This window comes from Petralouisia sp. (genome assembly GCF_056822245.1).
Genome location: NZ_JBQIOP010000027.1, coordinates 1 through 12,845, shown reverse-complemented (window position 1 = coordinate 12,845; position 12,845 = coordinate 1). Strand labels below are relative to the sequence as shown.

Sequence of the window (12,845 nt, the reverse complement as noted above, 5' to 3'; positions counted from 1 at the left end):
GAATTTATGAACACAAACATGAATACAAACTACTATTGCGAAATCACGCCTGAAATTACCCGTCTGGCTGAATTAAACCAGCGGGCTGCCACGATTAATCCGGATTTGTTCGAAGAATACGATGTAAAAAGAGGATTAAGGGACTTAAACGGAAAGGGCGTCCTGGTAGGGCTGACGGAAATTTCCGATGTCTGCTCCACTAAAATGGTAAACGGAACGTCTGTCCCGGCGCCCGGAGAACTGTATTACCGGGGCTACAATGTCAAGGATATTATCAGCGGACTTTCTGAAAGTTCTCATTTCGGCTTTGAGGAAAGCACTTATCTGCTTTTGTTCGGTAAACTTCCGAACCGGGAGGAACTGGACTTTTTCCGGGGGCAGCTTGCGAAATACCGTTCACTGCCCACAAGTTTTGTCAGAGATTTCATTATGAAGGCTCCCAGCCAGGATATGATGAACACACTGGCGCGAAGCGTCCTCACCCTGTATTCCTACGACAACCGGGCAGAGGACATTTCCATTCCCAATGTGCTGCGCCAATGCCTGACTTTAATCAGCCTGTTTCCGCTTCTTTCTGTTTACGGATACCAGGCATACCGTCATTATCACGACGGCGCAAGCCTTTTCATCCATACGCCCGGGGATGAACTATCCACGGCTGAGACCATTTTACATATTCTGCGCCCGGACAGCAGCTACACGCCTTTGGAAGCAAAGCTTCTGGATATTTCATTGATTCTGCACATGGAGCACGGCGGCGGAAACAACTCCACCTTCACCACACACCTGGTATCTTCCTCGGGAACCGATACCTACTCTGCCATTGCCGCGTCTCTGGGTTCTTTGAAGGGGCCGAAGCACGGCGGCGCCAACATCAAAGTGGTAAAAATGTTCGAAGATATGAAGCAGCATCTCCACGACTGGAAGGACGAAGAAGAAATCAGCGCTTATCTGACCGCCCTTCTTCATAAAGAAGCGTTCGATAAAGCCGGCCTTATCTACGGGATGGGCCACGCAGTATATTCTCTCTCCGACCCCAGGGCAGAACTATTCCGCTCCTTTGTGGAACGGCTTTCCAAAGAAAAGGGACGGAAGGAAGAATTCGACCTTTATTCCACGGTGGAACGGCTTGCGCCGCAGATTATTGCAAAAGAGCGCAAGATTTATAAAGGCGTAAGTCCCAATGTAGACTTTTTCTCCGGGTTTGCCTACAGTATGCTGAATCTTCCTTTAGAACTGTATACTCCTATTTTTGCCATTGCAAGAATTTCCGGCTGGAGCGCCCACCGTCTGGAAGAATTAAGCTATAACGGCAAGATTATGCGCCCTGCCTACAAGAATGTACAGGCCCACAAAGCATATATCCCCATGGATCAGCGATAATTGCCCGTTTCCTTTCTTTCATTTACTTGTTTTTATATGCAAAAATTACTCAAAACATTGTCGAAAAGCATTGCAAATGGTATTTATATAAAAGAAAAGATTGAAACTTCCAACCACATAGTGTAAAATTAGAATATCTAAATCAATCAGCAAGGAGCGATTCGAATGGAAAACATAAAAATATTAATCTGCGATGATTCTGTTCTGGCACGAAAACAGTTGAAGGACATCATCAAAAAATGTGGCTATGACAATTTCATAGAAGCATCCAACGGACAGGAAGCCTTTGAACTCTACAAAGAGCATCAGCCTGATCTCTCATTCCTGGATATTGTTATGCCAGTGAAGGACGGCGTAGAGGCAATCCGTGACATCCGCAGCTTTGACCCGAAAGCCTATATCGTTGTTGTGTCTTCTGTCGGCACACAGACACAATTAAAGAATGCGATTTTAGAAGGAGCCCGCGATTTTGTACAAAAGCCTTTCTCTTCTTCTGCAATTGCAGAAATTTTAAAAGGGCGTTTTGAAGGGAGATAAGAGTTATGCATACGCAGTTTTTTGGTAATTTTTTGCTTAATAAAGGGGTGATTACCCCTGAACAGCTGATTGAGGCTTTGAAGATTCAATCTTCTGCCCACAAAAAATTCGGTACTCTGGCAATCCATTCCGGCTATATGTCAGCAAGCGAAGTTGCAGATGTTTACATCACCCAGACCCACTATGACAAGCGGTTCGGCGAACTGGCTGTGGAGCTGGGATATCTCACTCCTGAACAGGTGGACAAACTTCTGACCCTGCAGCTTCCCAACTATATGCTGTTGGGACAGATTCTTGTGGATCAGAAAATAGTCACGCATATTGAATTGGAGAATTTAATTACAGAATATAAGTCTGAATATGAGATTTATGAACTGGATATGATGGAAGAGCAGAAATCCATGGTGGATAAACTGCTTGCCGATCTGTATCTTCCGGATGATCTGCAGGATACACAGAACATACTTGCCTATATTACGCTCCTTTTTAACAATCTGGTACGTTTCATCGGAGAGGATTTTACACCTTTAAACATTATGACTTTACCGGAAGTTCCTACAAATTACTGTGTATCACAGATGGTTGACGGTTCTTTTCCTTTCCTGTCCGCGCTGGATATGGATTCTGAGACTGCAATTGCCTTCGCAGGCAGATATGTGGACGATGAATTTGAGGAATTCGACGAATACGTCAGCGCTTCCATGGAGGATTTTCTGAATCTGCACAACGGCCTGTATTCGGTAAATATGTCCAATGATTTCTCATTGGAGCTTCATCTGCAGCCGCCTGCATGTCATGAAAATACCGTATTGGCGACAGAAGCTCCCTGCTATCTGCTGCCGGTAATTTATGCTTTCGGAACGGTGAATTTTATTTTCTCAGTCACCCCCTCCTAAAGATTTGTTATATGCAAAATACTGCGGTATTTCACCGCCGGATTAATCAAAAGAAGCAGGTTCCATGATTCCGGAGCCTGCTTCTTTTAATTGTCTCATAGTTCTGTCTTACATCTGCAGAAATTCTCTCACAACCCTCTGCATTTCATCTACTTCGCAAACTGTCTTATGGCGCACCGGCGCAGTGCGGATCTCTTCAATGGCCCCGGGCACTTTTACTCCGGACAGAACCGCCAGTTCATCCACCAGTTCAAAATCAGCTTTGCTGTCATATTTCCCGTCAATGGCAGTCATAACGCTTCTGGTAAACTTATAGGGGCTTGCGGTAGACGCAAGAACCGTCTTGGTCTTATCGTTTGTCTCTTCTCGGTACTTCTGATACACTGCAGCCGCAACTGCTGTATGGGTATCCAGAATATATCCCGATTCCCGGTAAGTCTCCCGAATCATGGATGATGTTTCCTTCTCACTGGCATAATTTCCGTAAAATTCCAAAAGCTGACTGCGCATCTCTTCTGTAATCTCATATCTGCCCTTTTCCTGCAGCGATTTCATCAGTCCCCGGTTTTTCTCCGGGTCGTTTCCGGCAATGCGGTAAATCAGCCGCTCCAGGTTGCTGGAAATCAGAATATCCATGGAAGGGGAAGAGGTCAGCACAAATTCACGGTTTCTGTCATAGGCGCCTGTGGCAAAAAAGTCATACAATACTTTGTTCTCGTTGGAAGCGCAAATCAGCTTTCCAATGGGCAGACCCATATTTTTGGCATAAAACGCCGCCAGAATATTTCCGAAATTCCCTGTGGGAACCGTTACATTGATGCGCTCTCCCGCTTGAATCTCCCCGGACTGCACCATTCTGGCATAAGCGTATACATAATATACAATCTGGGGAACCAGCCGCCCGATATTAATGGAATTGGCGGAGGAAAACTGATACCCTGCCTCTTCCATTTCCTTTTCCAGTTCTTTATCTGAAAACATCTGCTTCACGCCGGTCTGGGCCTGGTCAAAGTTGCCGCAAATCCCCACCACAAAGGTATTGTCCTCCTGCTGCGTCACCATCTGCTTCTGCTGAATGGGGCTTACGCCGTCCTTAGGATAAAAAACAATGATTTTCGTACCCTCCACACCTGCAAATCCCGCCAGGGCAGCTTTCCCGGTGTCTCCGGAAGTAGCCGTCAGAATCACGATATCATTCTTCACCTGATTCTTCTTTGCAGCGGTAATCATCAGATGCGGCAGAATTGAAAGAGCCATATCCTTAAAAGCTATGGTTGCGCCGTGAAACAGCTCCAGGAAATATGTATCTTTGACTTTCTTCAACGGAGCAATTTCTTCTGTGTCAAATTTCCCGTCGTAAGCCTTTGCAATGCACTGCTTTAACTCTTCCTCTGTAAAATCCGTGAGAAACAGCTTCATCACCTCATAAGCCGTCTCCTGATAAGTCATGCCTGCCAGCTTCTCCATGGGAACCTGAAGGGCGGGGATTTCCTCCGGCACAAACAATCCGCCGTCCTCTGCCAGACCTTTTAAAATTGCCTGGGAAGCCGTTACCTGTTCTTTGTCGTTTCTTGTACTCACATACAGCATAATTCTATTCCATCCTTTTATTCTTCTTCGTATCTGCAAAATAAGGGGCATCCCAGTCTTTGGGACACCCCTCATTATAAAAGTTTTCCTCTTTCCTGTCAATCTCCATGCCATACAAATTTATCCCATCAGGGAAGCGTATAAAATTCATGCCCTCCATACTGGAAAAGCCAGGTTAAATTACGGTCAAACCATGCCATATCATAGGGATTCGCTCTTCTTCTGGCAGAAAAAAACAATGCTCCCTGGGAAATATCCTTCTCATTGATGGCCTTTTCCACGGCTTCCACCGTACTTCCGGTGACTTCCACTGAGTAATACCTGCCGTCTGCCGTAGGCGCAAACTGGGGGCTTCCTCCGCTTTTTTCAAAAATCACATCTGAAACCGTGGACGCAAATTCTTCTGCCAGCACCCGGTTTAAAATCACCTCCGCCACCAGGATTTTGCCCTGCTCGTCTTCCCCGCCTGCCTCTGCCTGTACAATTCGAAGAAGCGCTTCGTAATCCTCCTCAGAAATGGAAATATCTCCGTAGGGATTTACCGGAGGCTTTTGCACCTCATTGTGCACCGGCTCCACGCTGGCACAGACGGCTGTGACCTCCCGCTTCTTGATCTCAGCTTCTCTTGCCTCTTTGATTCTGCTCTGTTCTGATTCAATTGCCTGTTTGCAGGAGGATGCAAAATCTCCCAAAGCCGCCACGCTCTCCTGCTCCTGATTCTCTGCCGGAGCTTCCCCTTCCGTTCCTTTCATGCTGCTGCAAGCCACGCTTCTGTTTTTTCCTGCACCGCCAAATCCATGGGCATTTAAGGAAACCATCGCAAATACCGAAAAACCGGAAACAAGAACTGCGCAATTCCGATAGGATTTTTTGGATATATTTTTAATAAAGCAATATACACTCTTTAGTAAGTTTTGAATTGTCAACATATTCGTTCCTCTTTTCCATTTGACTTTCCCATAATTTACCATTCCATTTTCAGCATATCAAAAACTTGCGTTTCTCTCGTTTTGTGATATACTTATTTTGTATTTTTTTCATAAAAAAATACATGGAAATATAATTTATGGAGGGTACTATGCTGCCAGGTGTTTACATTGCCTACAAAAAAAACAAAACTGCCTATTATCGCGCCAGTATTACGTTTCGCAGTAAGCATATCTCTCTGGGCAGCTTCGATACCGAAGAGAACGCGCATCTCGCTTATCAGGAAGCTGCCCGGCTGCTGCAGGACTTCACTTATACCTTCGATGACGCCTTCTCTCTGCCAACTATTTTAAGTTTTAGTAAAGTGATTTCTTTGTTGAATTTTCGGGATAATCTTATTTATTTTAAAAATCCCATCTATTTGAGGAATAATTATTTCATTTACTATATTTCCAAATCAGACGAGCTGAAATTCGACATTGACGATCTATTTTATTATTCCAGCCATAAAATTATGCGCCGCCAGGGCCATCTTTTTGTCAGCGATTACGGCATGCAGATTAATATTCTTTCTCGTTACGGCATAAAAAATTACGCGGTGGCCGGCCGGGACTACTATTTTGCCAATGAAGATCCCACAGATTTCCGGTATTCAAATATCGTTATAATTAACCCCTATTACGGCGTGACCAGAACCGCTTCATCCAATGAAAATCGGTATAAGGTACAAATACATATTAATGGAAAATATACGGTAGGAACCTACCATTCAGAAGAAAAAGCTGCAATTGCTTACAATAAGGCTGTAGATTTGGCAAAAAAACACGGGATCTCCAAAAATTTTCAGACCAATTATCTGGAGCCTTACTCTCCCCGGGAATATGCCGAAATCTACAGCCAGATTAAAATTTCAGAAAAATATATCAGTTACTTAAAAAAACTTTCCGGAAGCTCCGGCGCTTCTGACTGAATCTTATTCTTTCTGATTAATATAGTTCACAAGGCCCTCCGCCCTGATGATTTTCTGCATGAACTCCGGAAATGCCTGTCCCTGGAAGGAGGTTCCCTTCGTCTTGTTGGTAATCACTCCGCTGTCAAAATCCACTTCCACTTCATCTCCGTTTTCAATGCCCCGGGCCGCCTCCGGACATTCAATAATCGGCAGGCCGATATTGATGGCGTTCCGGTAAAAAATCCGGGCAAAGGTCTCTGCAATCACGCAGCTTACTCCGGAGGCTTTGATGGCGATGGGCGCGTGTTCCCTGGAAGAACCGCAGCCAAAATTCTTATCCGCCACAATCAAATCCCCCTGCTTCACGTTATGGACAAACTCTTTGTCAATATCTTCCATACAATGGCCCGCCAGTTCCCTGGGATCGGAAGAATTCAGGTATCTTGCCGGTATAATTACGTCTGTATCCACATTGTCTCCATATTTAAAAACTGTTCCGCTGGCTTTCATCTTATCTCGTTCCCTCCTGTTCTTTTGGCGCTGAGATTCTGCCGGTAACTGCGCTGGCCGCTGCCACTGCCGGACTTGCAAGGTATATCTCAGATTCCACATGTCCCATGCGCCCTACAAAGTTGCGGTTGGTGGTGGACACGCACCTCTCTCCTTCTGCCAGGATTCCCATGTATCCGCCCAGGCAGGGCCCGCAGGTAGGCGTGCTCACAATGGCTCCCGCTTCTATAAAGGTTCTCAGAAGCCCCTCTTCCATTGCCTCTAAATAAATCCTCTGGGTGGCCGGAATAATAATGCAGCGGACGCCCTTTTTCACTTTCTTTCCCTCTAACACTTTTGCTGCCGTGCGCAGATCCTCCAGACGGCCGTTGGTACAGGAGCCAATCACCACCTGCTGAATCTCAATCTCTCCCACCTCGTCAATGGTCTTTGTATTTTCAGGCAGATGAGGAAATGCCACGGTAGGCTTCAGGGCGCTTAAATCAATGGTATATTCCTGATCATACACAGCGTCCTCATCCGCTTCATATACCTTAAATTCCCGTTTGGAATGCTCCTTCATATAAGAAACAGCCGCTTCATCCACCGGAAAAATTCCATTTTTTCCGCCTGCTTCAATGGCCATATTCGCAATGGTAAACCGGTCGTCCATGGACAGGCTGCTGATGCCGTCTCCGGTAAATTCCATAGATTTGTACAAAGCCCCGTCTACCCCGATCATGCCGATAATATGCAAAATCACGTCTTTTCCGCTGACCCATTTGGAAAGTTTGCCAGTCAGGTTGAACTTAATGGCAGAAGGCACCTTAAACCATGCTTTTCCGGTAGCCATTCCCGCCGCCATATCTGTGCTTCCCACACCGGTGGAAAACGCCCCCAGGGCGCCGTACGTACAGGTATGGGAGTCCGCGCCGATAATCACGTCTCCTGCCACGGTAAGGCCTTTCTCTGGCAGAAGGGCATGTTCAATTCCCATTTCCCCCACGTCAAAATAATTGCTGATTTCGTGTTTGCAGGCAAATTCCCGGACACATTTGCAGTGCTGAGCAGACTTGATGTCTTTATTTGGCACAAAGTGATCCATAACCAGTGCAATTTTGTCTTTGTGGAACACTCCCTCTGCCGTAAACTTATCCATCTCATGGATGGCTACCGGCGCCGTAATATCATTTCCAAGCACCAGATCCAAATCCGCTTCAATGAGCTGTCCGGCTTTTACTTCCGGAAGTCCCGCTGCCGCCGCCAGAATCTTCTGTGTCATTGTCATTCCCATATTTCAATCCTCCTTGTTCCTTTCTGCTTGCTATTCTAGCACATGTCATGATATAATAGAAATACATATTAAATATAATTATTATGAATTAGAGTTATACTCGAAAGTTCACGGGTATACAGGGAGAACACTGTCATGGAACAAACGCTTTCTTCATACCGGATTTTTTATGCAGTCGCCAATACCGGAAATATTTCCAAAGCTGCCAAAGAGCTGTATATCAGCCAGCCGGCCATCAGCAAATCCATCCAAAAACTGGAGGAAAATGTCGGCGTAAAGCTCTTTGACCGCAGTTCCAGGGGCGTCAGCCTGACCCCGGAAGGCCAATTGCTCTATACCCATGTCAAGTCCGCCTTCGAGACGCTGACCCTAGGAGAGGACAAGCTGCGCCGCTCCATCGCTCTCGGCATGGGAAACCTGACAATCGGAGTCAGCGCTACCCTGTGCAAATATATTCTGCTCCCATACCTGCGGAATTTTATTAAAAAATTTCCCCATATCAACATTTCCATTGCCTGTCATTCCACCAACCAGACGTTAAAGCTGTTGGAGGAAGGCAAACTGGATATCGGGCTGATTGGACAGCCGGAAATTTTAAAAAACATTGATTTTTATCCCATCCAGGAAATCGAAGATATTTTTGTGGCCACCAGGGATTATCTCCATAATCTGAAAATCCGGGGCGTGGAAAAACAGCAGATTCTAAAGCATTCCACCCTTCTGCTTTTAGACCGGGAAAATATGACCCGCCAGTACATTGATGAATATCTTCACAACAGCCATATCATCGCCCAGGACATTATAGAGGTTTCCAATATGGATCTTCTGATTGAAATGTCCAAAATCAGCCTGGGAACAGGATGCGTCATTAAAAATTTCGTTCAGAATGAACTGAAAACAGGCGCTTTGCTGGAAATCCCCCTGGAGTTTCCCATGGACCCACGGGTGGTAGGCTTTGCCTATAATAAGGACGTTAAGGTTTCCAGTTCTCTCAGGCACTTTATTGATTTTTATGAGTCCTGCGGGGGATAATCAGGGGAGATATTATAAACAGACAAAACTGCGCAGACACTCTCTTTCACACGCAAACCGGGGCAGCATCCTGGCGAACCAACCGCCAAAACACTGCCCCGGTTTGTGTGTGAAAGGCTTATCCGACAGCCCCTTGTTTTCTATTAATTATTAATCAGCTTATCTTCCTCATTGTTCCAGCTATAGAGTTTACGCACTTCTTTGCCCACCTCTTCTGCCGGATGCTCTGCTGCAAGTTTTCTCATTGCACGGAAGTGAACCTGACGTCCTGCCGGTGACATATCCAGTAAGAAGTCTTTTGCGAAGGTTCCGTCCTGAATATCGGAAAGGATCTTCTTCATCGCTTTCTTGGTGTCCTCTGTGATGATCTTCGGACCGGTAATATAATCACCGTACTCTGCAGTATTGGAGATGGAATATCTCATGCCCTCAAATCCGGACTGATAAATCAGGTCTACAATCAGCTTCATCTCATGAATGCATTCAAAATATGCGTTTCTTGCGTCATATCCTGCTTCTGTCAGTGTCTCAAACCCTGCCTGCATCAATGCGCACACACCGCCGCAAAGAACTGCCTGCTCGCCGAAAAGGTCTGTCTCTGTTTCTGTGCGGAATGTGGTTTCCAGAACCCCTGCTCTAGCGCCGCCGATTCCCAATGCATAAGCCAGTGCAATGTCCTGAGCCTTGCCGGTGGCATCCTGCTCCACTGCCACCAGACAGGGAACTCCTTTGCCTTCCTGATATTCGCTTCTTACGGTATGGCCTGGTCCCTTGGGCGCAACCATGGTAACATCCACATCCTTAGGCGGAACAATTGCTCCGAAATGGATATTGAATCCATGGGCAAACATCAGCATATTGCCTGCTTCCAGATTCGGCTCAATATCGTTCCTGTACATATCTGCCTGCAGCTCATCGTTGATAAGGATCATGATAATATCTGCCTTTTTTGCAGCTTCGTCTGCTGTAAATACCTCAAATCCCTGAGCCTCAGCCTTCGCCCAGGACTTGCTGCCCTGATACAGTCCGATAATCACATGACATCCGGATTCCTTTAAATTCAATGCATGAGCATGTCCCTGACTGCCATAGCCGATAATCGCAATTGTCTTTCCATCTAATAAAGAAAGGTTACAGTCTTCCTGGTAAAATATTTTTGCCATTTTTTTATCCTCCTAAAATATTTATAATATCGCATCTGCACTATAAACTGCAGCGCAGATGCGGTTCTTACCTGTTTTTCCGTCCCAGTGCCCGCGTTCAGTCGAACATTTTCACATCCGAAGAGCCTCTGGTAAGCCCTGTAATGCCTGTTCTTGCCAGTTCCAGTATCTCGTAGCCCTCCAGCAGTTCCAAAAATGCGTCCAGCTTGCTCTGGCTTCCAATCAGTTCAATCATCATAGAATCGTTGGTTACGTCCACAATCTTGGTCTTGAAAATCTCCGCCAGGGAAATCACTGCCTGACGCTCTGTGTTCTTTACACGGATTTTAATTAAAATCAGCTCCCTGCACACAGAACTGCCGTTTTCCAGTTTTTTGATATCTACAACGTCCTCCAGCTTGGCAAGCTGCTTTTCAATCTGCTCCAAAATCAGCTCATCGCCGCTTGAAACGATGGTAATTCTGGTAAATCTGGGGTCTGCCGTCACACCGGCGGAAATACTGTCAATATTATACCCTCTCCGGCTGAATAAACCGGACACATGGCTGAGTACATTGGGCGTATTCTCAACCAGAATTGATAATGCCTGTCTTTCCATGTATGGTAAACCTGCCTTTTCCTGTTGTAACTGCCTTTTGCCGCTCTTTAGAGCCTGTCTGAAAATTGCTCTCTGTTCACAGGGCAATATATATTTTCAAACACGCTCTAATAAGTTTAGCACATTCAATGGGTTTGTCAATAGGTTCCGGGCTTTGTTTTGCCCGGGCCCATACAAATTATTTTTGATATCCATTCTTTGGAGTTATATCGGCCCGATCCCAGAGCCGGATTATCTATTCTTTTATACCGCCGCAGTCTCAAGGCCGGATTTTCTATTCTTTTTCATTTCCATACCGACAGGTTCTGTAGACAGTTACGGCGATTTCTGCCGCCGTAATAATTACAATTCCCGCCAGAAATATATTGGAAATCAGCCCATCGTTCCAGTACAAGAGCAAATCCTGATGGGAGGTAATCTGTATTTCAAATGCTTCCTCCAGTTCCCGGACAAAATTCGGATTCCAGAAAGGCAGAACTTTCAGCAGAATCACAGACAAAATGATTTCTGTAACGCCTGACAGAATCTCGCTGATCATTACCTTTCTGCAATAGCGGCCGGCCAGCAGCTTCATGATTTCGTTTGCCAGTTCTACTGCCAAATCAATCACCAGAATCGGAAGAATCACATTCCATGCCTCATGGTTAAAAGGCGACACAAGTTTCCACCCTTTGCCCCCTATATTTACGCCGGTGAACCATTCTGGCGCAAAAATCAAAAGCAGTCCAAACATCAGGCTGAATACAATCCCGACAATACAGTCCCCTCTGCTGATCCGAGCCTTCTCATTGGGAACCGGAGGCAGCTTTGAAGGCGTCCAGGTTTTCAGCTGCTCCACCGACCAGTTTTTTTCCTTTGTAATCTGCACTCTGATATTATAATGCTCAAAAACAGCAAACAGCAGCGTCAGCATTCCGAATCCCCCAATCAGGCTGATCAAGGCGTCGGTAAACACCGTTTTCACATAAAAGGACATCTCCAGCAGCAGGCCGGGAGAAAAAACTGCCTGAAATATGACAGAAATCATATGAAATGCCAGTGTAGACAGCAGGAACACTTTCATCACCCAGCAATAATCCCCGTAATACTCCGGCCCAATCAGATAATTATGCCTTCCACTGTATTTCTGGGCAAAATCCCTGGGATTTCCTAATTTTGTTAAAACTGCTTCCATTCCTGCCTCTTCCTGCTCCATCATATCAGAAATCAGCTCCTCCAGTTCCAACCGGATTTCTTCCCTCTGCTTCTTGGGAACCCGCCGGATTACCTCATAAATATAACGTTCCATCATGTCATTTTTTTCCATTGTCATCTGCTCCCTTCTGCAATTTTTCATTTTCTTCCAACAGCTTCTCCATGTTTTGGGAAATGCCCTTCCACTGCTCCTTCAGCTTCTCATACACTTCATCGCCTGCTTCTGTCCTTCTGTAATACTTCCTGGGCTTAGAGCCTCCTGTCTCCCATTCGCTGACCAGAAGTCCCTGCTTCTCCAGCCGCCGCAGCAGGGGATACAGGGTATTGGTTTCAATCCCCACCCCCTTTTCTTCCAGACTCTGCACCAGCGCATATCCGTATTTGGGCAGATGAAGCTGACTCAATACGCTTAAAATCAGTGTCCCGCGCCTTAGTTCCAACAAAAGATTCTCCATAATTTCTTTTTTCTCACTCAAATAATCACCTCTTCCTATGATTATAGTGTATGTCACACACTATTGTCAACATAAAATTATAATTTATTTTAAAATAATATATTATTACTCCTTCCGTTAAATACCGCAGGTTTGGGCAGGCAGAATGCTGTGATATTTAACGGAAGGAGTAATATGATAAGGGACTGCCGCAAAATACAGTAATTCTACAACTAAACCAAAACTTGTATCATGTTGTAGACATTCCTTGTTTTGCAACAGTCCCTTTATAAAATTTATACGGATTTTTACCTGGAACGTGTTTGAAAAATGCTCTAGTACAGCGAATATTAAGT

14 protein-coding genes are annotated in these 12,845 nt (G+C 45.5%); 5 read left to right on the top strand and 9 right to left on the bottom strand.

All coding sequences use genetic code 11. The annotated features are described in order from the left end of the window. Positions 1 to 18: 18 nt before the first annotated feature. From ACTO17_RS11840 to ACTO17_RS11830, 3 genes are all read left to right on the top strand, one after another. Positions 19 to 1,383, top strand: a complete 1,365-nt coding sequence (locus ACTO17_RS11840) for a citrate/2-methylcitrate synthase (RefSeq protein ID WP_172538314.1) — start codon at positions 19 to 21, stop codon at positions 1,381 to 1,383. Between the two features lie 165 nt (positions 1,384 to 1,548). Further along, entirely contained in the window at positions 1,549 to 1,920 is a 372-nt protein-coding gene (locus ACTO17_RS11835; protein WP_172538305.1) for a response regulator, read from the top strand. A gap of 5 nt (positions 1,921 to 1,925) precedes the next feature. Then, positions 1,926 to 2,816: a cyclic di-GMP-binding domain-containing protein, MshE-related gene (locus tag ACTO17_RS11830; protein ID WP_172538304.1), complete on the top strand. Its 891-nt coding sequence runs from the start codon at positions 1,926 to 1,928 to the stop codon at positions 2,814 to 2,816. Between the two features lie 108 nt (positions 2,817 to 2,924). Here the strand turns inward: ACTO17_RS11830 and thrC are convergent, their stop codons facing one another. Both thrC and ACTO17_RS11820 read right to left on the bottom strand, forming a co-directional pair. Then, positions 2,925 to 4,406, bottom strand: a complete 1,482-nt coding sequence (gene thrC / locus ACTO17_RS11825) for a threonine synthase (protein ID WP_482558078.1) — start codon at positions 4,404 to 4,406, stop codon at positions 2,925 to 2,927. Between the two features lie 128 nt (positions 4,407 to 4,534). Then, positions 4,535 to 5,335, bottom strand: a complete 801-nt coding sequence (locus tag ACTO17_RS11820; protein ID WP_172538302.1) for a cell wall hydrolase — start codon at positions 5,333 to 5,335, stop codon at positions 4,535 to 4,537. 149 nt (positions 5,336 to 5,484) lie between these two features. Here ACTO17_RS11820 and ACTO17_RS11815 point away from each other — a divergent pair, with 149 nt between their 5' ends. Next, positions 5,485 to 6,303: an AP2/ERF family transcription factor gene (locus tag ACTO17_RS11815; RefSeq protein ID WP_482558077.1), complete on the top strand. Its 819-nt coding sequence runs from the start codon at positions 5,485 to 5,487 to the stop codon at positions 6,301 to 6,303. Positions 6,304 to 6,306: 3 nt separating this feature from the next. Here ACTO17_RS11815 and leuD read toward each other — a convergent pair whose 3' ends face one another. Next, entirely contained in the window at positions 6,307 to 6,795 is a 489-nt protein-coding gene (gene leuD, locus ACTO17_RS11810; protein WP_172538300.1) for a 3-isopropylmalate dehydratase small subunit, read from the bottom strand. Between the two features lies 1 nt (position 6,796). Further along, a complete protein-coding gene (gene leuC / locus ACTO17_RS11805) occupies positions 6,797 to 8,068 on the bottom strand; it encodes a 3-isopropylmalate dehydratase large subunit (RefSeq protein WP_482558076.1) in 1,272 nt (423 codons plus the stop codon). Positions 8,069 to 8,203: 135 nt separating this feature from the next. Here leuC and ACTO17_RS11800 point away from each other — a divergent pair, with 135 nt between their 5' ends. Beyond that, entirely contained in the window at positions 8,204 to 9,100 is an 897-nt protein-coding gene (locus ACTO17_RS11800; RefSeq protein WP_172538298.1) for a LysR family transcriptional regulator, read from the top strand. 143 nt (positions 9,101 to 9,243) lie between these two features. On the opposite strand, the gene ilvC is transcribed toward ACTO17_RS11800, so the two are convergent. From ilvC to ACTO17_RS11775, 5 genes are all read right to left on the bottom strand, one after another. Next, positions 9,244 to 10,263, bottom strand: coding sequence for a ketol-acid reductoisomerase (gene ilvC, locus ACTO17_RS11795; RefSeq protein ID WP_172538297.1), 1,020 nt, complete (start codon positions 10,261 to 10,263; stop codon positions 9,244 to 9,246). A gap of 97 nt (positions 10,264 to 10,360) precedes the next feature. After that, positions 10,361 to 10,861 carry an acetolactate synthase small subunit gene (gene ilvN, locus ACTO17_RS11790; RefSeq protein ID WP_135988903.1) on the bottom strand — a complete coding sequence of 167 codons (501 nt, stop codon included), beginning with the start codon at positions 10,859 to 10,861 and terminating at the stop codon, positions 10,361 to 10,363. A 274-nt stretch (positions 10,862 to 11,135) separates the two neighbouring features. Then, entirely contained in the window at positions 11,136 to 12,167 is a 1,032-nt protein-coding gene (locus ACTO17_RS11785; RefSeq protein ID WP_482558075.1) for an HAAS signaling domain-containing protein, read from the bottom strand. Beyond that, positions 12,154 to 12,531 carry a PadR family transcriptional regulator gene (locus ACTO17_RS11780; protein WP_482558074.1) on the bottom strand — a complete coding sequence of 126 codons (378 nt, stop codon included), beginning with the start codon at positions 12,529 to 12,531 and terminating at the stop codon, positions 12,154 to 12,156. The genes ACTO17_RS11785 and ACTO17_RS11780 overlap by 14 nt, the downstream gene beginning before the upstream one ends. A 96-nt stretch (positions 12,532 to 12,627) precedes the next feature. After that, positions 12,628 to 12,845 (bottom strand): hypothetical protein (locus tag ACTO17_RS11775; protein ID WP_482558073.1); only part of this gene is annotated, 218 nt, incomplete at its 5' end.